The 25,138-nt window shown below is 59.4% G+C and carries 17 protein-coding genes and 2 pseudogenes; 10 read left to right on the top strand and 9 right to left on the bottom strand.

The window, feature by feature from the left end:
- Positions 1-13: 13 nt before the first annotated feature.
- Together ACM6I0_RS07435 and ACM6I0_RS07430 are read left to right on the top strand one after the other, a co-directional pair.
- Positions 14-4,459, top strand: coding sequence for an amino acid adenylation domain-containing protein (locus ACM6I0_RS07435; protein WP_414921887.1), 4,446 nt, complete (start codon positions 14-16; stop codon positions 4,457-4,459).
- 179 nt (positions 4,460-4,638) lie between these two features.
- The gene (locus ACM6I0_RS07430; protein ID WP_414921886.1) at positions 4,639-5,847 is read left to right on the top strand and encodes an MFS transporter; all 1,209 of its coding nucleotides are present in this window, start codon (positions 4,639-4,641) and stop codon (positions 5,845-5,847) included.
- 66 nt (positions 5,848-5,913) lie between these two features.
- Here ACM6I0_RS07430 and ACM6I0_RS07425 read toward each other — a convergent pair.
- The 3 genes and pseudogenes from ACM6I0_RS07425 to ACM6I0_RS07415 form a co-directional block, all read right to left on the bottom strand.
- A pseudogene (locus tag ACM6I0_RS07425) lies at positions 5,914-6,510 on the bottom strand (methyl-accepting chemotaxis protein); the annotation flags it as partial.
- Between the two features lie 261 nt (positions 6,511-6,771).
- Positions 6,772-7,821 (bottom strand): annotated as a pseudogene (locus ACM6I0_RS07420) (HAMP domain-containing protein); the annotation flags it as partial.
- Between the two features lie 273 nt (positions 7,822-8,094).
- On the bottom strand, positions 8,095-9,417 hold the full coding sequence (locus ACM6I0_RS07415; protein WP_285436038.1) for a hypothetical protein: 1,323 nt from the start codon (positions 9,415-9,417) through the stop codon (positions 8,095-8,097).
- A gap of 241 nt (positions 9,418-9,658) precedes the next feature.
- Between ACM6I0_RS07415 and ACM6I0_RS07410 the strand changes: the two genes are divergently transcribed.
- From ACM6I0_RS07410 to ACM6I0_RS07390, 5 genes are all read left to right on the top strand, one after another.
- A complete protein-coding gene (locus ACM6I0_RS07410) occupies positions 9,659-10,048 on the top strand; it encodes a c-type cytochrome (RefSeq protein WP_285436036.1) in 390 nt (129 codons plus the stop codon).
- Positions 10,049-10,098: 50 nt separating this feature from the next.
- Positions 10,099-11,589, top strand: coding sequence for an aldehyde dehydrogenase family protein (locus ACM6I0_RS07405; protein ID WP_285436035.1), 1,491 nt, complete (start codon positions 10,099-10,101; stop codon positions 11,587-11,589).
- A 137-nt stretch (positions 11,590-11,726) separates the two neighbouring features.
- Entirely contained in the window at positions 11,727-12,227 is a 501-nt protein-coding gene (locus ACM6I0_RS07400; protein WP_285436034.1) for a sigma-70 family RNA polymerase sigma factor, read from the top strand.
- Between the two features lie 40 nt (positions 12,228-12,267).
- A complete protein-coding gene (locus ACM6I0_RS07395; RefSeq protein WP_414921885.1) occupies positions 12,268-13,242 on the top strand; it encodes a FecR family protein in 975 nt (324 codons plus the stop codon).
- A 108-nt stretch (positions 13,243-13,350) separates the two neighbouring features.
- Positions 13,351-15,774, top strand: coding sequence for a TonB-dependent siderophore receptor (locus ACM6I0_RS07390; RefSeq protein WP_414921884.1), 2,424 nt, complete (start codon positions 13,351-13,353; stop codon positions 15,772-15,774).
- A 116-nt stretch (positions 15,775-15,890) separates the two neighbouring features.
- Here ACM6I0_RS07390 and ACM6I0_RS07385 read toward each other — a convergent pair whose 3' ends face one another.
- A complete protein-coding gene (locus ACM6I0_RS07385; RefSeq protein ID WP_414921883.1) occupies positions 15,891-17,042 on the bottom strand; it encodes an MFS transporter in 1,152 nt (383 codons plus the stop codon).
- 98 nt (positions 17,043-17,140) lie between these two features.
- Positions 17,141-18,727 (bottom strand): glucan 1,4-alpha-maltotetraohydrolase domain-containing protein, encoded by a 1,587-nt coding sequence (locus tag ACM6I0_RS07380; RefSeq protein WP_414921882.1) that lies wholly within the window; start codon positions 18,725-18,727, stop codon positions 17,141-17,143.
- A 195-nt stretch (positions 18,728-18,922) separates the two neighbouring features.
- Between ACM6I0_RS07380 and ACM6I0_RS07375 the strand changes: the two genes are divergently transcribed.
- A complete protein-coding gene (locus ACM6I0_RS07375) occupies positions 18,923-19,915 on the top strand; it encodes a diaminopimelate epimerase (protein ID WP_414921881.1) in 993 nt (330 codons plus the stop codon).
- A gap of 128 nt (positions 19,916-20,043) precedes the next feature.
- Here ACM6I0_RS07375 and codA read toward each other — a convergent pair whose 3' ends face one another.
- From codA to ACM6I0_RS07355, 4 genes are all read right to left on the bottom strand, one after another.
- Positions 20,044-21,288 carry a cytosine deaminase gene (codA, locus tag ACM6I0_RS07370; protein WP_414921880.1) on the bottom strand — a complete coding sequence of 415 codons (1,245 nt, stop codon included), beginning with the start codon at positions 21,286-21,288 and terminating at the stop codon, positions 20,044-20,046.
- A 398-nt stretch (positions 21,289-21,686) separates the two neighbouring features.
- Complete coding sequence (locus ACM6I0_RS07365) at positions 21,687-22,517, bottom strand: alpha/beta fold hydrolase (protein WP_414921879.1); 831 nt, start codon at positions 22,515-22,517, stop codon at positions 21,687-21,689.
- A 208-nt stretch (positions 22,518-22,725) separates the two neighbouring features.
- Entirely contained in the window at positions 22,726-23,082 is a 357-nt protein-coding gene (queD, locus tag ACM6I0_RS07360) for a 6-carboxytetrahydropterin synthase QueD (protein ID WP_081744008.1), read from the bottom strand.
- A gap of 85 nt (positions 23,083-23,167) precedes the next feature.
- Positions 23,168-24,247 (bottom strand): patatin-like phospholipase family protein, encoded by a 1,080-nt coding sequence (locus tag ACM6I0_RS07355; protein WP_414921878.1) that lies wholly within the window; start codon positions 24,245-24,247, stop codon positions 23,168-23,170.
- A gap of 274 nt (positions 24,248-24,521) precedes the next feature.
- Between ACM6I0_RS07355 and ACM6I0_RS07350 the strand changes: the two genes are divergently transcribed.
- Together ACM6I0_RS07350 and ACM6I0_RS07345 are read left to right on the top strand one after the other, a co-directional pair.
- Entirely contained in the window at positions 24,522-24,830 is a 309-nt protein-coding gene (locus ACM6I0_RS07350) for a PepSY domain-containing protein (RefSeq protein WP_414921877.1), read from the top strand.
- A complete protein-coding gene (locus ACM6I0_RS07345) occupies positions 24,830-25,135 on the top strand; it encodes a PepSY domain-containing protein (protein ID WP_285436021.1) in 306 nt (101 codons plus the stop codon). The genes ACM6I0_RS07350 and ACM6I0_RS07345 overlap by 1 nt, the downstream gene beginning before the upstream one ends.
- Positions 25,136-25,138 lie beyond the last annotated feature (3 nt).

Genomic DNA, 25,138 nt, shown 5'->3' with positions numbered 1-25,138 from the left:
CGCCTTCGTGCGCATGGAAGCGTTACCGCTGACGGGTAATGGCAAGCTAGATCGTCGGGCGTTGCCGGTTCCTGACGGCGATGCCTTTGCCCGTGACGCATACGAGGCGCCGTTGGGCGAGACAGAGGTCATCCTTGCCGGGATCTGGTCAGAGCTGCTTAGCGTTGAACAAATCGGTCGCCATGACAACTTCTTTGCCCTTGGCGGCCATTCACTCCTGGCTGTGCGATTGATCGAGCGGTTGCGCCGCCAGGGACTGAGTCTTGCTGTGCGTGATCTGTTTCAGACGCCAGTGTTGTCGGTACTGGCCGGGATGCTTGGCCAGCACGGCAAAGTGGTGGTAGTGCCGCCCAATTTGATCAGAAGTGATACGCGCAGAATCACGCCCGAACTGCTGCCGTTGATAGATCTCGACCAATCGGAAATCGATTTGATCGTTTCACAAGTTCCTGGGGGGGCAGCCAACATCCAGGATATCTACGCACTCTCACCGATGCAGGACGGCATCCTGTTCCACCATATGCTGGCAAAAGAAGGAGACCCCTATTTGCTGGTTGCCCAGATGGCCTTTGCTGATCATGAAACAGTGGAACGATATCTAGGCGCAGTTCAAAAGGTAGTAGATCGTCACGACATTTTGCGTACTGCCTTTGTTTGGGAGGGGATGTCACGCGCTGCGCAAGTTGTCTGGCGACAGGCTCCACTCTCAGTTATTGATATTGTTCTCGACCCGGCAGACGGCCCGATTACTGAGCAGCTTTCCCGGCGCTTCGATTCATGCCGCCACCGGATTGATCTGACCCAGGCACCGGTCCTGCGCTTTGTAGTCGCCCATGATCCTGTCGCAGACCGCTTCATTCTGATGCAACTGCAGCATCACTTGATCGACGATGCTTCCTCGCTGCAGTTTTTCTACAACGAAGTGCAAGCCTTCCTTGCCGGTCGCGGTGAGAAACTGCCCTCGCCTCAGCCGTTCCGCAACCTGATCGGTCAGGTGCGCTTGGGCAAAAGTGTGGAGGAACATGACCGTTTCTTCAAATCAATGCTGGCTGACATAGAAGAACCGACGCTGCCATTTGGATTGGCGGAAGTACATCTGGACGGTGCGCAGGTGGGTCAAACCCACCGCATGGTTTCTCCCAAACTGAATGACCGGCTGCGGGCACAGGCAAAGCGATTGAATGTGAGTCTCGCCAGTCTGTGTCACGTTGCCTTTGCCCAGGTATTGGCGCGCACCAGCGGCCAGGAACAGGTCGTGTTTGGTACGGTTCTGTTTGGGCGCATGCAAGCGGGAGATGGGGCAGATCGAGCCATGGGCATGTTCATCAATACGCTTCCGATCCGATTTGACTCAGGTAGCATTGATATCGCTGAGAGTGTCCGGCGGGCTCATGTCCGACTGGCTGAGTTGCTCGCCCACGAGCATGCCTCGCTGGCGCTGGCACAAAGGTGTAGCGGGGTCGCTACAGGTACGCCGCTGTTCAGCGCATTGCTCAACTATCGGCACAATGATCTGTCTGGTGCGGACAATATTGTCCAGACCATGGGAAAAATGCCGGGTGTCGAGTTCCTGAGTGAACAAGAGCGGACTAATTATCCGTTTACACTTTCTGTGGAAGATTTCAGTCACTCACTGGGTTTGACGACCCAAGTGGTCACGCCGTGCGATTCCGATCGTGTATGTGGCTATATGGAGGGGGCGCTAGAAAGCTTGGCGCAGATGCTGGAGAGCTCGTCGGGTCGCCCGGTTCGACAGCTGGACATTCTGCCAGCGCCTGAACGTACGTTGCTGCTCAATACGTGGAACGCGACGGAGGCAGACTACCCGGATCATGTATGCATTCATCATTTATTCGAGGAGCAGGTTGCGCGCAGTCCAGAGGCAACGGCGCTGATTTGCGAGGGGATGGCTCTCAGTTACGGTGAGCTCAATGCCAGGGCAAATCGACTGGCACATCGGCTGATCGAGCTGGGCGTTGGACCCGACCAGCGGGTGGCGATTTGTGTCGAACGCTCTGCGGCCATGGTTGTTGGACTTATAGCGATCCTGAAGGCGGGCGGCGCGTATGTGCCGCTTGATCCCGCCTATCCGGAATATCGACTGACTTACATACTTGCTGATACTGCTCCGGTCCTGGTGCTGGCCGATGCGGTAGGGCGGCAGGTGCTGGGTGAGGCGTTGCAGACCCACACCGTGCTTGATCCCAATGAATCCAGGGCAAGGGTATTGACGGACGCTGATGCCAACTTCCAAATTTCCGGCCTTACACCCCGCAACCTCGCTTATATCATCTATACCTCGGGTTCAACCGGACAGCCCAAGGGCGTCATGATCGAACATCGTGGATTGATTGCATCGACACTGGCAAGAACCACAGTCTATACACCGGGATCCGATGTGGTGTTTTTACTATTGTCATCGATGGCATTCGACAGTTCCGTGGCAGGCATCTTTGGAACGTTAACAACCGGTGGCGCTTTGTGTTTACCAGGCAGCAACGCCGTCGTAGATCCCCAAATAATCTGCAGTCTTTTGATTGCAAACAGCGTCACATCGGTACTGCTTGTACCGTCCCTAGCGAGATTGGTTCTGCCGCAACTCGCCCAACTCGGATATGGAAATCTCCGTCAAGTAATCGTGGCGGGTGAATTATGTCCTGCAACGCTAGTTCAGGAAGTGACTTCAGCATTTACCGCCGTTGAATTATTCAATGAATATGGCCCGACTGAAGCGACAGTCTGGGCCGCGGTCCATCGCTGTTCGTCGGATGACGTTGATCCTGTTCCGATAGGCCGTCCAATTTCAAACACGCGCATTTATCTTCTGGATGCTCACGGCGAGCCTGTTCCGATGGGGGCGGTGGGTGAGATGTGTATCGGGGGGATGGGTGTTGCGCGTGGATATATGAACCTCCCCGAACTGACGGCCGAGCGTTTCGTGCACGATCCATTTGCAGGCACTCCTGACGCGCGTATGTATAAGACCGGGGACTTGGCCCGTTATCTGCCGAACGGAAACCTAGTGTTCCTGGGCCGCAATGACGATCAGGTAAAGATTCGAGGTTTGCGGATCGAACCGGGTGAAATTGCGACCAGGTTGACCGAGCATCCATCCATCCGCGAGGCGGTTGTGGAGATTCAGGGTGTAGAAACCGACAAGCGTCTGGTCGCTTATGTTGTGGCTCAGCCAGAAGTCTCGGAGAATGATGCCTTTATGTTAAAGGCCGACTCAGAGGCGGGTTTACCGCTTGCAGGAAGGCTGCGTGATTATCTGAGTGAACGATTACCTGACTACATGGTGCCATCGGCCTTTGTGCTCATTGAAAGCGTGCCGCTAACCCCTAGTGGCAAGCTTGATCGGCGGGCGTTGCCTATTCCGGAGGGGGTGGCCTTTGCCCATGCGGCGTATGAGGCACCACAAGGTGAGCTCGAGACTATCCTGGCAGCGCTTTGGTTAGGGTTACTCAGGGTTGAACAAGTTGGTCGCCAAGACAACTTCTTTGCCCTCGGCGGCCATTCGCTCATGGCCGTTCAGTTGATGCAAAAAATCAGGAGTTATGGTTTGGAGTGTTCGCTGAGCGACATTTTTGAACACCCCCGATTGGCTAACCTTGCCTTTCAAATCGAACAATCCCCTGTATTTAACCCGCATAGCGGAGCAATCACTGTGCGCGCTGGCGGAGCTGAGTCCCCAATCTTTTTTGTTCCTTCGGGATTAGCTGATTATTCGTATGCTATTTCTCTGGCGCAACAAATTCATGTTGACTGCCCTATCCACATATTGCCGTGGTCGGCAATTGGCGAACCTTTTCCTCACTCGATGGAGGTTATGGCGGAAAGAATGATACCGCTCATCCAGGCGATCCAACCTGAAGGGCCGTACCGAATGGCGGGATACTCTTCTGGAGGGATCCTCGCTTATGCCATCGCTCATGAGCTTATGTGCAAAAATGCGAGTGTTGAGTTTTTAGGACTTATTGATGTTCCCGCGCCTCATAAGTTGCTTTATAAAAATTTGGATATTAAGCGATATTTTATTGAACATATTAAAGCTGCGGCTTCCGAGGCGGAATGCCATAAGTTCGAAATGTTAAGTGAGGGTGTTCAGGGGTGTGAATTGGGTGGGCTGATAAGAAAAGCACAAACATTGGGAGGTTATGATTCAAATGCAGACATCTCATTGGAAACAGTTAAATGGAAAGCCATTTATCATTTTTCAAAAATAGCTGGCACCTATGAACCATTAGCATTACCGATTCATCTCTATCATTTCTACGCGGCTGATTGTGAGCGTGTCAGTCCGCTGCAGGTTGATAGGGTAGGTGGGTGGAGAGAACGATTACCAGATTTGGCTATTCGTTCTATTTCTATTCCGGGTGGGCATGTGTCCATGATGGCGGATGTCAATAATCGCAAGCATCTGGCTGAAGCAATCAATCGAGCACTTTTGCAACGGTGACTGAGCGTTAGCATTACATCCGCCGCGCACCTGCATGCGAGTGGGAAATTGCAAATTTGTAACTTCCCGCTTGTATGCGTGCTCTGATACACCATTCAGTCGCCGATAAGCCGCACCCAAGATTTTACATCGCGTGCAGCGGGTTACTCATCAGCGTCAAATTATAAGCTGGAGAACTCATGGCTAATCCCTATCGCGAATTACTGACAACCCCTGGCGTCATGGGGTTAGTCATCGCGAGCTCCATCGCCCGTCTTCCACAGGCAATGATCGGCATCGGCATCATTACCATGTTGGTGCAGCAGACCGGTCTTTATTGGTTGGCTGGCTCGGTCGCAGGCACATTTACATTAGCGAATGCGCTGATCGGTCCGCAGATATCGAAACTCGTTGATCAACGGGGTCAGAGTCGGGTTCTGCCCTTTGTTACAGCGTTCAGCATTGGTATGTTGCTGGCGCTGATAATGGCTGTCTACGTGAGGGCTCCGACCTTACTGCTTTTTATTCTGGCGGCACTGGCGGGCACGATGCCGAGCATGCCCGCCATGATAAGAGCACGCTGGACGCAGCTTTTCCGTGGCAAGCCGCAATTACACACGGCCTTCTCCCTGGACACTGTTCTGACTGAACTCGCCTTTATTATTGGCCCACCACTCGCCATTGGTCTGAGTACCAGTTACTTTGCCGAAGCCGGGCCTCTTGTTGCCGTCGTGCTTCTGGTCATCGGCGTAACGGCTTTTCTTCTGCAGCGGCAGACTGAGCCGAAAGTGGTTGTGGGCAGCCGGCGGAACGCAAGCTCGACCTTGCTCATCCCCGGTGTTCGCACCATCGTTCTGGCGCTTTTAGCGATGGGGGTGATTGGCGGTTCGATCGATGTGGCGGTTGTTGCCTTCGCCAACGCTCAAGGCTGGCCAACATCCGCTAGCTTCATCCTGGCAGCTTATGCGCTCGGCTCCATGATCGCTGGCCTCACTTTCGGTGCGCTAAGGGTTGCCTTGCCGATTGAAAGGCAGTTCTTTATTGGGGTGCTGGTAACAGCAGTAACAGCGGTGCTGCCTATATTTTCACCGGACGTCTACATCCTTGCCGGAATGCTCTTTGTGGCAGGAATGTCATTCGCGCCGACTATGGTCATCGTCATGAATCTCGGTGCGATCATTGTTCCACCGTCGAGGATCACCGAAGGACTGACGTGGATGACGACTGGCATCAGCATCGGCGTAGCACTAGGTGGAGTGCTTTCGGGTTTGATTATCGATGTCTATGGTGCGCGGGCAGGGTTCGGCGTAGCCATTGGCGCGGGGCTTGTAATGGTGGTGGTCGTTCTTTTGGGGCTGCGTACACTTCGTGCTACATCAGCGACTTGCGCCGAGCCAACCTTCCAGTAATTGGGTAGCTACTGAAACCCTGTGGCGGGGGAGAAAACTCCCTCACCACAAAAACGGTCACACCCTTCAGATCCGGAAACTACCCACAAGCTGATTCAACCGATCCGCCTGCCTTTCCAGCTCCGTACACGCCCGCAACGTCGACTGCAAATTCTCCACCCCTTGCTGGTTCAGCGTGTTGATCTCGGTAATGTCGACATTCAGCGCCTCAACCACCGATGTCTGTTCTTCAGTTGCTGCCGCCACCGACTGGTTGACGTTGTCGATCTCGCCAATCCGCTGGGTCACGCTGCTCAAGCGTTTGCCGGCCAGGTTGGCGATGCTGACGCTTTCTTCGCTGTGTTGCTGGCTCTCGGTCATGGTCACGACCGATTCGCGTGCGCCGATTTGCAACTCTTCAATCATCTGCTGGATCTCCGCTGCCGAGGTTTGCGTGCGCCCAGCGAGGCTGCGCACTTCGTCGGCGACCACCGCAAAACCACGGCCCGCTTCACCCGCGCGGGCGGCTTCGATGGCGGCGTTCAGCGCCAGCAAGTTGGTCTGTTGCGAGATGCCTTTGATGACTTCGAGGATCTGTCCGATGTTCACGGTTTTGGTGTTGAGTACTTCAATGTTGACGCACGAAGTGCTGATCTTGCCGGACAGTTCGTTCATCACCTGAATCGTGCGCTCCACCACTTGGCGGCCATCTTCGGCTTGCTGCCGCGCGGCGGAAGCCTGTTGCGACGCATCGGACGCGTTATGCGCGATCTCCTGCGCGGCGGCGCCCAGTTGGTTGATCGCGGCGGCGACGCTGTTGGTGCGGGTCGATTGTTCGTCGAAGTTGCTCAGCGACGAGTTCGAGGCCAGCAGCACACGCTTGGCGCCTTCGTTGACGCCGAGCGCCGCCGATGACACTTCACGGATCGAGTGATGGATGCGCTCGACGAAGCGGTTGAACGCGGTCGCCAACTGGCCGATTTCATCCCGTGATTGCACCGCCAGGCGCCGGGTCAAATCGCCCTCGCCGAGGGAAATGTCTTCCATGACCCGCGTCAGCACTTGCAGCGGTCGGGTGATGCGAAACGCCGCATACCAGATCAAGACCAGACCCAGCAGGGCCGAGCCGCCGCCCAACAACAATTCCAGCGCGGTGCTTTGCACACCTTGGGCATCGAGTTCGTTTTGCAGCGTGGTCACCGGTGCCAGCAACACATCTTGCGGCACACCGACCAACACGCCCCACGGCGCAGCGCCGGCAATCGGCGCCAGCGGTTCGAGGACGTTGATCTGCTGCTGGTCGACAAACACCTGCGCCTGGCCCTGACGCAAGGCGTCCATCACCGGGACATCGTCCAGCGGCTGGCCGAGGCGGCTGACGTCCTGGCTGTTGGCGGAGATTACCCCGCGCGGGCTGACGATGCTGATCTGCCCGTGGCCATCGAACAGTTGATGGGCGCTGGCTTCGCTGTTGTGTTGCAGGGCGGCGAGGTTGATGTCGAGGCCGACCACGGCGATGACTTTGCCGTTGTCCATCAGCGGGAACGCAATGCTGGTCACCAGTTTGCGGCTGCCCGAGGCTTCGTCGAAGTACGGCTCCAGCACGCAGGCCTGACGGGTATCGCGGGCGCAGGTATAGAAGGCGTTGTACGGCGCGCCGCTGGGGCCGGGCGAGGTGTTGGCCAGCAGGGCTTCGTCGCCGATCACCGCTTGCAGTTCGCCGGGTTTGCTTTGTACCCAATACAAGGAGAAGCGCCCGGTTTCGTTGCTGCCCACGGCGGCCTGATCGATGAAACCGGCGTCGGCACCGTCGAGGGCATCGGGTTCGAAAATGACATAAAGCCCGAGCAGGTCGGGCTTGTCGATCAGGGCCTGGTGCAGCTGGGCGCTCAGTTCCTGGCGTAATTGCGGTCGGGTCAATTTGCCCTGCTGCTGCAGTTGCCGCAGGTACAACACATAGCGCGACAAGCCTTGGCCATATTCGTGGGTCTGCATGAAGGTGCGTTGCACCTGCATCGCCTGCACATTGCCCAGCGCCTGCATGTGTTCCTTGGCGGCGTTGGCGAGCATTTCACTGCTGGCGTGTGCCACTTGCTGGCTGCTTTGGTGAGTCTGATACAGCGACAAGCCCATCAGCAAACCCACCACCAGCAACAGGCAAAGGCCGGCGAGCAGGGCGATCTTGCTCTGGATCGTCAGGAATCTTGAGTGCATTGGAAAGGCCTTTTTCCATAGGGGGCAGCGGATGCGCCACTGCCCCGGTCTGACTTAGAACGTGGTAGCAAACACCACTTGGCTGTAGAGGTTCTTGTCGTTGTTGCCCAGTTGCGTGCCGCCCTGTTCAGCGCTCTTGTCCGGCTGGTAGAGGCCGATCAATGGCATCACGGTCAGGTGTTCGTTGACGTGCCATTCGGCATACAGGTCGACTTCGTGGCCATCGGTGTTGCCGAGGTTGCGGTCGATGGTGTCGAAGTTGAAATACATCGCGCCGACGTTGAGGTTCTCCAGCGGCGAGACCTTCAGCGTGACGTTCTGGATGCGTGAGTTGGCGTTGAACGGGCCGGCATAGTTGCCCGCGACTTCGCCCTGGAACCAGGTGCCATAGCCGCGACTGAAACCGTAGAACAGCGTGTCGTAACCTTCCGAGAAACGGCTGTAGCGGTAGCTGACATAGGGCGTCCAGGCCACGTCGGCAAAGGTCCAGCCGGCTTCCAGATACCAAGCGTCTTCGTTGCTGGCGTGTGGTTTGTCCTGCTTGGCGTATTCGCCGGACAGGAACAGGTTTTTCACCCCGGCATTACCCGTCGCACGCAGGCTGTAGGTCTTCATGCCGTCGCGCTCCAGCTGCGATGGCGAGGCGAATTGTTCGTCGACGTCAGTGGTGTCGATGTAGGTCAGGCCCACGGTGCCTTCTTCGGCCACGTGTTCGAGGGTGCCGACGTACATTTCGGTTTTCGCTTGGGCGCGGTTATCCGATTTGAGCCACATCAGGTCGCCACGCCAGCCTTGCTTGCCACCGAGGCGCAGCACGGCGGTTTCGTCGAAGGCTTTACGGGCGGCGAGGTAGTAGGCGCCGCCGCGATTGAACTCACCGTCGGCCAGGCCCTTGCCCATGTTCAAGGCGTCGCCGTCGATCAGGAATCCGTCGCCGACCACGATGTTCTGGCGTCCGAAGGACAGGTCGACACCGTCGTTCCCCAGCGCTTCGAACAGCTTGCCCGAGCGCCAGCCAAGGTAGGCGTCTTCGAACTTGGTGGTGCGTTCCGTACCGTCGCTGAAACCGGCAGCATCGCCATCGCCCCAGGTGCCGGAACTGAGCATGTTCGCCGCGCCATACGCGGTGCCGGCACCGGCCAGGCCTTTGTCGAAGCTCAGGCCGTATTTGATGTAGCCCTCGCGCCACGACGAAGAACCTTCATTGAGGCGACCGGACAGCGCGTAGTTTTCCTGGCTGTGGAAAATGCCGAATACCGCTTCCAGCGTGGCGTTCAGGTGACTGTCGCCATCGGCATACAGTTCGTAGGCATTGGCCTGGGTGGCGCCGATCATCAGCGCGAGCGTCGAGAGACGAAGCAAGGGGGACTTGAGCATGGTGTGGCATCCATTCTTGTTCTTGACCACAGGGTTGAGGTCTTTTTCGATACTACGGCCCGGAACTTTTTTGCCCTTTTGTGTGGTTGCCAAAGAGTTGCCTGTGCTTGCCAAAGTGGGTGGTTTGGCAGCCTTGCCAATACGACTGGCACGCAGGGCAAAACCTGCGTGGCACTGACCGCTGACAATCGGTATCAACCCTGCTGATGCTTCCCCTTACGGATTTTCAAGGTCGTTTCCTATGTTCACTTCGCAGAAATTCTCCCTCGTCGGTTTGCTGTCGCTGGTGCTGGCGCAAACCGTAGTCGCCGCCGATTGCGCGCCGGACCAGGGCCACGGCGCCCAGGTGTTCGCCAATGAATGCGGGGTTTGCCACTCGGTGAGCAAAGGCATGGCCGGCATGATGGGGCCGAACCTGGCGGGCGTGGTTGGACGCAAATCCGGCTCGCTGGAAGGCTTCAGTTACTCCCAGGCGATGCGCAGCAAAGACGTGACCTGGCAGGCCGAAACCATCACCCAACTGATCACCCAACCCCAGGCCTATGTGCCCGGGACTTACATGCCCTACATGGGGCTGGCTTCTGCAGATGATCGCCAGACGGTCGTGTGCTTCCTCAAAGAACAACGCTAATCAGCCGGATTTTTTCTGGCTGAACCACTCGTTTGAACGACAGGTGAATTATGAGCAACGTTGAAATTCTGCCGCAGGTGGCTGCCTTCCTCGACCGCCGTCATGGCTGCTTCATTGACGGTCAATGGGTACTGGCCGACGGCCCGACCATTGCCGTGGTCAACCCGGCCACCGGGCAAACCCTGTGCGAAACCCTGGATGCGCCGCTGGATGTGGTCGAGCAAGCCGTGCAGTCATCGCACAAGGCGTTCAAGTCCGGTGTGTGGTCGGGCCTGCGTCCGGCGGACCGCGAACGCATCCTGCTGAACTTCACCGCGCTGGTCGAGGCGCATGCCGAAGAGCTGGCGCAGCTGGAAACCCTGAGCCAGGGCAAGTCGATCAACATGGCCCGCGCGCTGGATTTGAATGCGACCGTGGAGTTCATGCGCTACATGTCCGGTTGGGCGACCAAGATCGAAGGGCAGACTTTCGACGTGTCGATCCCGCTGCCACCAGGCGCCAAGTTCACCGCGTTCACCAAGCGTGAGCCGGTGGGCGTGGTGGTCGGCATCGTGCCGTGGAACTTCCCGCTGCTGATCGCTGCCTGGAAACTGATGCCTGCCTTGGCCACCGGTTGCACGGTGATCATCAAACCGGCCATGGAAACGCCGCTGACGGCAATGCGCCTGGCTGAGCTGGCGCTTGAAGCGGGCATTCCGGCCGGCGTATTCAACGTTGTCACCGGTGGCGGTGCTTCGGTCGGCGGCGTGCTGACCGCGCATCCACTGGTGAGCAAAGTGTCGTTCACCGGCTCCACGGCGGTGGGCAAAAGCGTTGGCGTGGCGTGCATGGAAAACATGACGCGCTTCTCGCTGGAACTGGGCGGCAAAAACCCGATGATCGTGCTCGCCGATGCCGACGTCGAGAAAGCAGTGCAGGGCGCAATCCTTGGCGGCCTGCTGAACAACGGCCAGGTCTGCGCGGCGGCGTCGCGCTTCTATGTGCATCGCTCGATTCACGATCAGTTCGTCGAGGCGCTGGCGGCAGCCGTCTCGGCAATGCCGATTGGCGCGGGCATGAATTGCAATGCAGCGATCAACCCGCTGGTGTCGCGCAAGCAACAGCAAAGCGTGCTCAAGCACATCGAACTGGCGCGCCGCGAAGGCGCGCGCGTGGTGGCGGGCGGTGAGTTGCTGGAAGGCGAGGGCTTCTACGTGCAGCCGACCATTCTGGCCGACATCGACCACAGCATGGCCGTGGCCCGCGAAGAAGTGTTCGGGCCGGTGCTGGGGGTGATGCCGTTCGACGACGAAGACGCCGTGATCGCCCTGGCCAACGACAACCGTTACGGCCTGGCCGCCAGCCTGTGGACCAACGACCTGGGCAAAGCCATGAACCTGGTGCCACGCATCGAAGCCGGCACCGTGTGGGTCAACGCCCACGTGCTGCTCGACCCGGCGATGCCGTTTGGTGGGGTGAAGCAATCGGGCATGGGGCGCGAGTTCGGTCGCGCGGTGATCGAGGCGTATACCGAGTTGAAATCGGTGTGTATCGCGCACTGATTTATTGATTGACGACGGCCCCTGCAACGGGGGCCGTTGGTTTGGCTGACTGACGGCGACGCGGGCGAGATGGAATCCATTGCTTCTCCTTAATAGGAAGCATTACTATTCACGCCTCGTCTCCACAGCACACTACAATGATCCCCAAGCTGCCTCGCAGGCACAGCTTTTTTGAGCATTACGAAGAGTTGGTTGGCACCTGGACCCGTCGCCTGAGAAATCGTCAGCAGGCCGAGGATCTGGCCCACGACACCTTTGTGCGGGTGCTTGAGTCCGATTCAGCGGCAGTGGAACAACCCCGGGCGTATTTGCACCAGACCGCGCGCAATATTGCGGTCGATGGTTATCGACGTGAGGACCGGCGGGGCGCCATGGAGTCGCAGGCGATTGATCACAGTGTGTCGTCGTCAGGCGACCCGGAGCAGTTCATGCAGGCGATCCAGTTGGCGGACTCCATCGAACAGGCGCTCACCGAGCTGCCGCTCAATTGCCGCAAAGTGTTTGTCTGGCAGAAGATCGAAGGCCTGACCCAGGCTGAAATCGCCGAACGCCTGGGTCTGTCCAAGAACATGGTGGAAAAGTATATGATCCGCACCCTGCGGCATCTGCGCGACCGCCTCGACGGATTGCAGCCATGATCGGCCACGCCTGCTCACCCCCAGCCAAACAGGAACTTCCATGATGGATACTCGTGATTGTGCGTGCGGGCAAACAACGGTTCGTGATGATGCGGCGCGCTGGTTTGTGCGTTTGCAGGAACCTGCGATGGATCTCAAGGAATACCGGCGTTTCGAAGCCTGGCTGGACGAACACCCTCAGCATCGCGATGAATTCCAATTGCTTCAAGGTTTGTGGACGGCGGCTGATCTGGTGCCAGCCAAGCGTCTGCAAGCCTTGTGTGAAACCCCGCCAACCCATCGCAGGCGCTCGCTGTTGGCGCGTTATGCGGTAGCAGCGGGTGTGGCGGCGGTGGCGCTGGGTTTGGGATTGTTCAGCGGTTTGAATCACCCAGCGACGTACACGGCTGAATTTTCCACGGCGTTGGGCGAGCGTCGCCATGTGGCGTTGCCCGATGGGTCGGTGATCGACTTGAACAGCCGCAGCCGCGTTCAGGTACGCTACGAACAAGACCGACGCGGCATCGAGCTGACTGAAGGCGAAGCGATGTTCAGCGTCGAGCACGACAGCAGCCGGCCGTTCGTGGTCGAGGCGGGGAGTGGCAAGGTCACGGTCACCGGCACGCGTTTCGATGTGCGCCGCGACCTCTCGCAAACCCGCGTGGCGGTGGAGCAGGGCACGGTCAAGGTTCAGGGACAAGGGCCGGATGTCGTCAGCCTGACCGCGGGCCTCGGCACGCAAATCAATGCCCAGGGCCAAGTGGCCGCTGCCTACACGGTCAACCCGGCAGAACTGACGGCCTGGCGCAGCGGCAAACTGGTGTTCAACAACGCCAGCCTCAGCGAAGTCGCCGCCGAAGTCTCGCGCTACCGCGACAAACCCCTCACGGTCGCCAACGACAACGTGGGCCATTTGCGCCTGACCAGCGTATTCAAATCCGACAACACCGACGCGCTGCTCAAGGCCTTGCCGAGCATCCTGCCGGTGGCCGTGCGCACCCTCGATGACGGCAGCCAGGAAATAATTTCCAATTAATTTCCAAACCGATTCAGGTTTTTTTTGAGTTCATCGTCTTCTTGTCCAACTGCAACTGGTTTGCATTAACAGCCGCACATGTTTGCGATCTACAGGACAATGTTCGACGTGAAGAAAACCACCGCTAAAAACAACAATTCACCTTGGCTGCGCCTTTCCCTGGCCCTGGCCGTCAGTGCCGGGCTACCCCAGGCATTTGCCGCTGATGGCATCCATATCCCGGCGCAGCCGTTGGGCCAGGCCCTGAGTGAGTTGGGGCAACAAACGTCGTTGCAGGTTTTTTTCAGTCCTGGACTGGTCGCTGGCAAACAAGCGCCAGCTGTTAACGGTGACCTCTCACCGGAGCAGGCCTTGCGCCAATTGCTGCAAGGCAGTGGCCTGCACTATCAGATCGATGAAGGCTCGGTGACCCTGACACCCGTGCCGACTTCTGCGCCTGCCAGTCCGATCGAACTGGGTGTGACTGACATCAAAGTGGTCGGCGACTGGCTTGGCGACGCCGATGCCGCCGTGGTGCAAAACCATCCCGGCGCCCGGACGGTGATCCGCCGCGAAGCGATGATCGAGCAGGGCGCCATGAACGTCGGCGACGTGTTGAAGCGTGTGCCCGGCGTGCAAGTGCAGGACGCCAACGGCACGGGCGGCAGTGATATTTCCCTGAACGTCGGCGTGCGCGGCCTGACGTCGCGCCTGTCGCCACGCTCCACCGTGCTGATCGACGGCGTGCCGGCCGCGTTCGCGCCCTATGGCCAGCCGCAACTGTCGATGGCACCGATCTCCTCCGGCAACCTCGACAGCATCGACGTGGTTCGCGGCGCCGGTTCCGTACGTTACGGGCCGCAAAACGTCGGAGGAGTGATCAACTTCGTGACCCGCGCGATCCCCGAGAAAGCTACTGCCGAAATCGGCACTACGCTTGAAACCTCCCAACACGGCGGCTGGAAACACATCGACACTGCATTTGTCGGCGGCACGGCGGACAACGGCATGGGCGTGGCGCTGTTGTATTCCGGTGTGAGCGGCAACGGCTATCGTGAAAGCAACAACGGCAACGACATCGACGACGTGATTCTCAAGACGCACTGGGCGCCGACCGATGTCGATGATTTCAGCCTCAACGTTCATTACTACGATGCCAGCGCGGACATGCCCGGCGGCCTGACCCAGAAGCAGTACGATGCCGATCCGTTCCAGTCCGACCGCGACCACGACAACTTCAGCGGTCGGCGCAAGGACGTGTCGTTCAAGTGGGCGCGGCAGATCAACGACAGCACCCAGGCCGAAGTGCTGACCTACTACACCGACAGCTTTCGCGGCAGCAATATCGCCGCTCGCGACCAGAAAACCCTCAGCTCTTACCCGCGAACTTACTACACCTACGGCATCGAGCCGCGGGTGTCCCATGTGTTCGACCTGGGGCCGACCACTCAGGAAGCCAGCGTCGGTTATCGCTACCTGAAAGAAGCGATGCACGAGGAATCGAGCCGCGTGGCGCTGGTCAACAATCAGCCGGTGCTGACACCGACCTCTGACGGCCATGTGTTCCAGGACCGTACCGGCGGCACCGAGGCCAATTCGGTCTACATCGATGACAAGATCGACATCGGCAAATGGACCGTGACGCCGGGCATTCGCTTTGAGCACATCAGCACCGACTGGCACGACCGCGCCGTGCTCGACACTGCTGGCAAACGCGTACCGGAGAAGAACCGCAGCATCGAAAGCAACGAACCGTTGCCGGCCCTGAGCGTGATGTATCACGTGTCCGATGCCTGGAAGCTGTTCGCCAACTACGAGACGTCGTTCGGCAGCCTGCAATATTTCCAGTTGGGTCAGGGTGGCGTGGGTGACAGCACCGCCAACGGCCTGAGCCCGGAGAAGGCCAAGACCTATGAGGTTGGCACGCGCTACAACGATGACGTGTGGGGCGGGGAAGTGACGCTGTTCTACATCGACTTCGATGACGAACTGCAATACATCAGCAACGATGTGGGCTGGACCAACCTCGGCGCGACCAAGCACCAGGGCCTCGAAGCCTCCGTGCATTACGACCTGGCTGCGCTCAATCCGATGCTCGACGGCCTGACCGCCAACGCCGGTTTCACCTACACCCGTGCGACGTATGAAGGTGAGATTCCAGGCTTCAAGGGCCGTGACCTGCCGTTCTATTCGCGTCAGGTGGCCACCGCCGGGCTTCGTTATGACATCAATCGCTGGACCTACAACCTCGATGCGTTTGCCCAGTCCAAGCAGCGTTCGCCGGGTACGGGCGTCAATGCCGATGGCAGTTTCAATGGCAACTACATCACTGAAGGCACAGCGGACGGGCAGTTCGGTGACATCCCGGGTTACGTGACCTGGAACGTACGCGGTGGCTATGACTTCGGCGCGCAGCTGTCGAACCTGAAACTCGGCGTGGGGGTGAAGAACATCTTCGACAAGCAGTACTTCACTCGCTCCAGCGACAACAACTCGGGGATGTATGTCGGGGCACCGCGCACGTTCTTTGTGCAGGCCAGTGTCGGGTTCTGACGGACCGAGGTGACTTCATCGCCAGCAGGCTGGCTCCCACATTGATCTCTGCTACACACAGCATTTGTGTTCACTGAAGATTCTCTGTGGGAGCCAGCAGGCTGGCGATAGCGTTATCAGGCTTTCAACACCTTGCCGCCAATGGCCACGGCCACCAGCAACAGCGCCATCAACCCGAAGGCAAAACTCAAACTGCTGCCATGGGCGATAAACCCGATCACCGCCGGGCCGGCGAGAATCCCCGCGTAGCCCAGCGTGGTGATGGCCGGCACGGCGATGTGTTCGGGCATCACTGTCTGTTTGCCCACGGCGGTGTACAGCACCGGCACAATGTTCGAGCATCCGGCACCGAGCAACGCATAACCCACCAGTGCCGCTTCCCACGCCGGAGCGAATGTGGCCAATGCCAGGCCTACGGCCGCGGTTAGCCCACCGAACACAATCACCTGTGTCGAGCCCAGACGCCGGACAATCCGGTCACCGGTCAAGCGTCCGACCGTCATGGTCAGGGCGAACGCTGCGTAGCCCAGCCCGGCATAGGCCGTGTCGATCCCGCGTTCCTGCGTGAGAAACACGGCGCTCCAGTCGAGCGCTGCGCCTTCGGCCAGGAAGACGATGAAACACATACCGCCGATGAACAACACGATGCCATGAGGCACGGCAAACGCCGGTCCCGAGCTTTCGCTGCCGTAAGGCAACAGGTGCGGCGCGGCTTTGAGCAAGGCCAGCACCAGCACGACAATCACCACCAACATGGCACTCAGTGGTGACAGGCCGAGGCCGAGCAGGGCGCTGACACCCGCCGCGCCGACGATCCCGCCGAGGCTGAACATCCCGTGAAACCCCGACATCATGTGCTTGCCACTGGCTCGTTCGACGATCACTGCCTGCAGGTTCACCGTCGAATCCACCGTGCCCAGGCCCGCGCCGAACATGAACAGCGTGGCGATCAACGCAGGCACCGACGACACCGTCGCCAATAACGGCAGCGCCGCGCAGATCAACAACGTTCCTCCGGTCGCGACCCGACGGCAGCCGAAACGCGTGGAAAGGAGGCCAGCCATCGGCATCGCCAGAATCGACCCGACCCCCAGGCACAACAGCAGCAAACCGAGGGTGCCTTCATCCAGCCCGGCCCGTGCCTTGGCGTAAGGCACCAACGGCGCCCACGCGGCAATGCCCAGACCTGCGATGAAGAAGGCGATGCGGGTGGACATCTGCTCCAGGCGTCCGGGGATGACGGGCGCGGGCGTGTTGAGGGCGGTCATGGAAAATCCTTGGCGTTGCGGGTTGCTGACAGAATGCAGGACAACATCCTTGCATATCAGGCAGCACACCGCGACCTCGAAGGGTTTTCATGACCCGCCTAGAACGCACCTCGCGTCTCTCTGCCTGCCTCGCTGGTGAGGCTGACGTTGGCGCCCGGCTGCCAACGCGCTGTCCCCGGGGCATCGTTACTGCGCACGATGCATTTCCATTGAATGTCTTGTTTTGCCGGCAGATCGATCACACCGCTCCATTGCTTGCTCTCGGGGTTGTAGGTCAATGGCACGGCATGGACAGGGTCCCAGGCCCCCAGTTCAAGTGTCGAGCCTGCGGCATAAACGTTCTGGCCGGGGTAGGTCGTGGCGTAGTCGCAGGTGAAGTGAACACTGACGGCAGGTTGTTCAGGCGCCGTGCTCCAGAGACGGATTTTGCCGTTGTCCCGGGTCAGCGCAGGATCGGTCAGCCCCGGAGGAAGTTTTGTCAGGTCCGAACTCAAGGCAATCACCAGGCTTCGGTTGTCCCCGGTCGTTGTCGCGACCAACCCCGAATATTGGGTGTGAAACCGGATCGGTGAGTCGGCCTTGATGCCGGCGTCCCTGCGGATTTTTATCAGTTGGCGGATGAGTTCGCCGCGTTGCCAGTCAAAGAAGTCCGGCCAATACACGGCCGGTGTCCCGGGGCTGCTGAGAATGTAGGCGTAGGCTTGATTGCGTAGTTCTTCAGGCAATGGCCAGTGATGTTGGCCACCGTAGCGTCCTGGCGAATAACCGGTGTCATGGTTGTCGACGAAGGTGACGGCTGCCGCGCGCCAGGCTGGATCGGGATTGCCATTGAGCCCATGTCGCCATTCGGCGATCGAGCCGTTTTGCATGCGCTCCTTGAGGGCAAAGTCGAAGACGGTGCAATGGGCGCGGTTGGACCAGTCCTTGAGCGCATCCTGCCAACTGGCCTTGCTGCGCCAGTCGTCAGACGGGTATTCGCTTGGGCCTTTCCACAGTTCACCGACGCAGAATTGCGAATTGCCAAACGCATTCATCCAGCGGTCCACGGTCTGCGGCGCGTAGCCGCGAACAAAGTCGAAACGCAGGCCCATGGCGCCATAGTTGTCGCGCAGGTTGAGCAATTCTTTTTTGATGATCTCGAACACCAAAGAATTGCCGGTGTTCAGGTCGGCATTACCGTCGATAAATGAATCGCCTTCGTCGCACTTGGCACAATCGTGACGCCATTCCCCATGGCCTCTGGGGAACAGCGGGTCATCGCCCTTGGTGTCATCCATGTGGTTGGGCACCACGTCATAAACGACGTTTACACCCGCTCGATTCAGGGCCGCTGCTGCCGTTTTGAGCTGCTCATCGGTGCCGTACTGACTGTTTTTATCGAAGCTGCGCCAGAAGTAACCTTCACCACCACCGGACGTGTTGCTGCCGCCGTCTACCCAACTGGACGTGTCTTTCCACGGCGGTGGCATCCAGATGGCGGTGAAGCCGTCGTTGCCGATCTGACCAGCCAGGTGTGCCAGTACCGCATACCATGTTTCGGTTTCGTTGCGACTGGAGTTCCAGTGGAATCCCTGCAACAGGATTTCTTTCCCGTTGCCATTGCGCACCGGTGTGACTTCGTCCGCCGTTGCCGCTCCGGTTAGAAGCAGCGAGATAAGCAGTGGCAGTATCCCCAACTTTTTCATGAGCGTATTCCGAGGGTGATCCCGAGTTTTTACTCTGGGCTCGGGACTGCGGCTTGTCTGCTGTCATAAATGACAGATCTTCCCAACTGTTTTGCGATAAAAGCGCGGATGCTCATAACAGTTCTGGCGGATGTGATTTTTCCGGGCCGTCGCCTAAAGTACAGGCTCTCTACAGGCTGACTTCAGGTCCGATCCATGACGCCGTTCTACGATGCTCGAGGCAATATCTATGCGGTGATGGCGCCTGACGCCGTGCGTGAACGCGGTATCGATCTGCCTCAACTCGCCGGCGACGCCGCGCAAACCCGCGAAAACTGGGCGTTGGCGGCGATCGAGGCGTTCTGCGCCTGGGGTCCCGGCACTCAACCGCCGGGCAGCAAAGACCATCGCTGCGACGGTCTGCTGGTGGGGCCGTTTCAATCGTCGCCGCCGTTTGATCTGTTGATCGTCAACACCGACGGCACCCTGGCCGAGCGCAGCGGCAACGGGCTGACGATTTTTTCTCAGGCCCTGAGCGAGCAAGGATTGCTGCCCTGGGACGAGGCGTGTCTGCTCAGGGTTCATCACGACAAGGCTGATGCGGTTTCACCCGTGGGCACTTCGGTGAAGCCGGCCGAGGTCGAGGGGGTGAAAGGGTTCTGGCTGGATCTGGGCAAACCTTCGTTCGGGCCGCGCGCGGTGGGAGCTGAGCGGGTTGAAGGCGCGCTGTTGAACGGGCGCGATGTCAGCCATGTGCAACCGTTGTCGGCGCTTGATCCAGCATGGTCTCGAAGCCAGTTCGTGCGCATTGGCAATCCCCATTGCGTGACACTTTTGGAGACCGCCGACGCATTGCCGAGCAATGAGCAAATGCGCGAGCCTGGGCTGTGCGAAGGCCTGACGCGAATTGCTTACGCCAAGCCGGCGGGGGCAGGGGCTCCGTGTCCTGCCGGCGTGAATTTGCAGTGGGCGATGCTTGCGTCTGAAGGGCAAGTCGCCGCGCGGGTATTTGAACGCGGAGAAGGGCCGACGGCGTCGTCGGGCACCAGCGCCAGTGCGGTGGCATGTGCGGCTTGGCGTGTTGGCTGGGTGGCGGCAGGTGAGGTGAAAGTCGTCATGCCGGGCGGCACGGCGCCGATTTTACTGGAGGAAGCGGATGGGGAATTGAGTCGGGTCAGGCTGTTTGGTACGGCTCGGTTGATGGATTGAATTGTCGGCCGTCATCGCGGGCAAGTCGAATCGTCGCAGCGTCACTCCCACATTGAATCTGTGTCATTCACAAATCCCAATGTGGGAGCCAGCCTGCCCGCAATGGGGCCTTCAAGATCACTGCAGTTTTAGAGTTGCCCCGGCCATTCCACCACCGGCATCGTCCGCTTCATCAACACCTTGCCCTCCCTGACCGAATACAGCGGCAAGCCCTGGCTGCGAATCACCTCGTAGTCGCTGTCCGCCGACAGGATCAACAGATTCGCCGGCCGGCCCTGTTCCAGCCCGTACCGATCACCCAGGTTCATGGCTTTGGCGCTGTTGTCGGTGACCAGATCCAGCGCACTTTGCAGGTTGCGGTAACCGAGCATGTGGCAAATGTGCAGACCCGCTTCGAGCACCCGCAAAATGTTGCCGTTGCCCAGCGGATACCACGGATCGACAATCGAGTCCTGGCCGAAACACACGTTCATCCCCGCTTCGAGCAACTCGTTGACCCGCGTTACGCCGCGGCGTTTCGGGAAATTGTCGTAGCGGCCTTGCAGGTGAATGCTTTCGGTGGGGCAGGAGACAAAACTGATGCCCGAATGCCCGAGCAGGCGAAACAGTTTGGCGCAGTAGGCGTTGTCGTAAGAGCCCATCGCCGTAGTGTGGCTGGCGGTCACCCGCGAGCCCATGTCGCGGCTGCGGGCTTCTTCAGCCAACACTTCCAGAAAGCGCGAATGCGGATCGTCGGTTTCGTCGCAATGCACGTCCACCAGGCAGCCGGTGCGCTCGGCCAGGTCCATCAGGAATTTCACCGAGCTGACGCCTTGATCCCGGGTGTACTCGAAATGCGGAATGCCGCCGACCACATCGGCGCCCATGCGGATCGCTTCCTCCATCAATTCCCGGCCGTTGCGGTACGACTCGATGCCTTCCTGGGGGAACGCGACGATTTGCATGTCGATCAAGTGACGGCTTTGCTCGCGCACTTCGAGCATCGCCTTGAGCGCCGTGAGCTGCGGGTCGGTGACGTCGACGTGGGTGCGCACGTGCTGGATGCCGTGGGCGGCGAGGGTCTGGATGGTTTTAGTGGCGCGTGTCTTGGTGTCTTCCTCGGTGATGGTCACCTTGCGCTCGCCCCAGCACTCGATGCCTTCGAACAGGGTGCCGCTCATGTTCCAGCGCGGTTCGCCGGCGGTGAGGGTGGCATCGAGGTGAATGTGCGGCTCGACGAAGGGCGGCACCACCAGGTTGCCGCCGGCGTCCAGGTCATCGGGGCCCAGGGTCGGGGCTTCGGTCTGACGGGCAATCGTGCGGATCAGACCGTTTTCCAGGTGCAACTCATGCAGGCCATCCTGGTTGCGCAGCCGGGCGTTGATGATGTGCATCAGGCGAATCCTTTTATAGATCTTGTCATGGCGCTTCAGCGACCCGGGCACCCGGGACGCTGGTGAATAACACATACGTTAACGCGGCAGCGGCAATCCCTGCCAGCGGCGCGACCCACGGCAAATTGTCACTTCGCCGAGGGGGCAGTCGTTGCCCGGATCGTTCTGCGTCATGCGGCATTCCTTGCTGGATGAGAGACGTGCCGAGGGATGCAGTTATTTATAGTCGAGCCGGCAAGTTTGGTGCGCGCGAAGGCAAGAGAGCAGTGCATCTGCAGGAATACACAACCCCTGTGGGAGTGAGCCTGCTCGCGATGGCGGCGTACCTGGCAACATAAATGCCGACTGATACACCGCCATCGCGAGCAGGCTCGCTCCCACAAGGGATATTGGTTTCTTCAGGGGGACTGGATCAGGGGCAAAAAACGCAGCAACGCCGCAACAATCGCCTCCGGCGCATCTTCCTGCACCAAATGCCCGGCATTGGGAATCGGGTGGAATTGTGCTCCGGCAATCATCTGCTGCAGCGCCCATCCACGCTCGATGGGGATCCACTGATCGTCTTCGCCCCACAGGATTTGCACCGGGCAGCGGACCGTCGGGTACAGCGCTTCGGCCTCACGGGTATAACGCTCATCCATTTGAGCAATTTGTCGATAGAACGCCGCTTGCCCCGGATCGCCCAGCCACGGCTGCACATAGGGCGCAAGTTCTTCATCGCTGATGTCGCGCTTGATCGCCCCGCGAATATAGGCCGGCACAATGGCGCGCTGGATGTAATCGGGCAGGCCGCTGAACGCCGCTTCATGCTGGCGCACATGCTGGACGAACGGCGAACCCCACGGCGTCAACGCCACCGGGTCGACCAGCGTCAGGCTGCGATAGTCCTTGCCGTTGAGCAGGTGCGCGCGAAGCGCAGTGGCGCCGCCGAAATCGTGGGCCACCACATCCGGCCGTTCCAGCCCCCAGTGATCGAGCAACTGCGCCAGCAAGACGTTTTGCACCCCCAGTGAAACATCGCCATCGATTTTTGCGGATTGGCCATAGCCCAGCAGGTCGAAGTAGTACACCCGGTGCGTGGTGATGAAATGCGGCGCGATCCGGTGCCACACACAGGAAGAGAACGGCGTGCCATGCACGAACACCAGCGGCGGGCCGTCGCCCCGTACGGCGTAGCGAACGCAGTGTCCGTTGAAGCGATAGGTCTGGGGCAGTGGCCAGTCAGTCATGCGCGGGTCCTCTTGGCAGGTGCAAGCCAAAAAGCATAGGCAAAAAAAAACAGCCACGAAGGCTATTCTCTGTATCACTGACGAAACGCATTCGCCCCTTGTGGGGGGGAGCCTGCTCGCGATAGGTCTGACATTCAGTGTGATGTGACTGACACCGCTATCGCGGGCAAGCCCGCTCCCACAGGGGGATGTGTTGTTTCAGGTCGGTTTACTCGCCGTGATAGATGCAGCCGCTGGTGCATGTCTCATGGATTCGGATCGCGCTGAGTTCCGGCAGCAGGGGCTTCAATTCATTCCAGATGAATTTGGCCAGCACTTCGCTGGTCGGGTTTTCCAGGCCGGGAATGTCGTTCAGGTAGTTGTGGTCCAGGCGCTCGTACAGCGGCTTGAAGATCGCCTTGATTTCCGAGAAGTCGCGGATCCAGCCGGTGTGCGGATCGAGGTCGCCGCTCAAGTGGATCGCCACTTTGAACGAGTGACCATGCAAGCGACCGCACTTATGGCCTTCCGGCACGTGAGGCAGGCGGTGGGCGGATTCGAACGTAAACTCTTTGAAGATTTCCACAGTGATTTTCAGCTCTGTCAGGTGGCGATCGCCGCGGCGATGTGGGCAGGCGGCGAGTTTACCAGAGCTCTGGGCAAAACACTGACTAAAGGGTCAGCAAGCGCTCGCCGAGGCGACCGTTGGCAGCCAGTTCGAGGAACTCGTCGCCCAGACGGCGGCTTTCATCCATCGCCGCTCGCCAGTATTTCTGCCGGCTCGGTGCATCGCCCATGAAGCGTTTGAAATCGTTGCGGTCCGGCAGCTTGCCGTAGGGCAGGCGCGCCAGGTAGTCCTTCGACGGCGCCAGCAGCAGAACATCCTGCAAACGCGCAGGGCAGGCGCGGCGCCACGGCAGCGTCTTGTCGAACCAGCCGGGGATCACCCGGTCGGTGAAGTGCGGGTACAGCACGATGTCGTTGCCGCTGTAGGGCAGGTCGAGGTGATAGTCCAGCAGACCGCCATCGCGGAACGTCCCGGCGCCGGCACCCGGCAGATCACGCACGCCTTCCATGACCATCGGGATTGAGCCCGAGGCGAGCAGGGCCTGGCGCAGGTTGCCGGCAGTGAGCGCGACGAAGCGCGACGGGAAGTCGTTCAACGCATTGACCGGAGGCATCAGGCGCGGGTCGTGGATGATCAGTCGCTCGAAATGCCGCGACAGTCGCGCGCGACCGCGCAGGTTGTCGGCGATCACCGATCCCAGCGCCAGCCCGAGCATGCCGCGGTGATCGTCCGCGAGCCGGCCGTGGCTTTTGACCACCATGATGTTCAGTCGGTAATGGGCGTTGCTCAGGATCGACGCATCGCGACCGTCCAACAGTTCATCGAGCATGCGCCGGGAGCTTTGGCTGATCTGCGCCATGGTCACGCCTTTGGCGAAATCTTGCCCGGTGTAGAGATGACCGAGGCGTCGAATGCCTTCGGCGGCATCCGGCAGGCAGGCGCTGGCGAAGCGCCAGGAACCCACCGAGGCGCCAATCAGCGAGCGTTCTCGAGGTGCGGCCGGCAACCATTCGCCGAACAACGCCAGGTCCAGACCTTGAATCCCCAACGCTTTCGGCCCACCAGCGGCTCCGGGCAGCGTGCCGACATCGGCGGCGCTCAAACCGTTTTTACGGATGCGCGCAAAGGCTCGCGGGCCGGCCTTGAGGGTCAGGGCAGGGAACTTGATGTGGATGGCGGTCATACCGGTCTCGATAATTGGCAAGCGGGCGGATTATAAACAGGTCAGGCAACGCCACAAATTAACTGTGGGAGCGAGCTTGCTCGCGATGGCGGTCTGTCAGCCAACATCAATGCTGGATGTGCCCCCCATCGCGAGCAAGCTCGCTCCCACAGGTTTTTGTGCAGGTAGTTGATGTCGAGGTGCCACTTCAATGATGGCAATTCAGTTTCAGTTAAGTTCAGCTCGCTAAGGTGGCCCGCGTAGCCAACACATAAGAAAATACGGAGCCCCCCCTATGAAAATCCTGACTGCCCTGTTCACCGCATCCCTCATCGCCATGACCGCCAGCCTCGCCCACGCTCGTGACCTGGGCCCCGACGAAGCCCTGCGTTTGCGCGACGCTGGTACCATTGTGTCTTTCGAGAAGCTCAACGCCACCGCTCTGGCCAAACACCCCGGCGCCAAAATCACTCAAACCGAGCTGGAAGAAGAGTACGGCAAGTACATCTATCAGGTTGAGCTGCGCGACCCACAAGGCATTGAGTGGGACATGGAATTAGACGCGGTCAGCGGCCAGCTGCTCAAGGATCATCAGGATACGTAATGAAGGTGCTTTCATTTTCACGCATGGCGCTGCTGTTGCTGGCGTTTTGTTCGGTGGCCATGGCGCGTGACCTGGATCAGGACGAAGCCCTGCGCCTGCGTCAGCGCGGCGTTATTCTGCCGCTGGAGCAACTGTTGCAACAGGCGCTGGACCGCTATCCGGGGGCAAAACTGCTGGAAGCCGAGCTTGAAGAAAAACACGACGTCTACATTTATGAAGTCGAGTTGCTGACCGCCCAAGGCGTGGTCCGCGAACTGGACATCGAAGCCGCCACTGGCCGCTTGCTCAAAGACAAGGAAGACTGACCG

Origin of the sequence: Pseudomonas sp. IT-P294, assembly GCF_949767865.1 — a bacterium.
Classification (GTDB): domain Bacteria; phylum Pseudomonadota; class Gammaproteobacteria; order Pseudomonadales; family Pseudomonadaceae; genus Aquipseudomonas.
The sequence above is the reverse complement of the archived record's forward strand: the minus strand, read 5'-3'. Positions and strand labels throughout refer to the sequence as shown.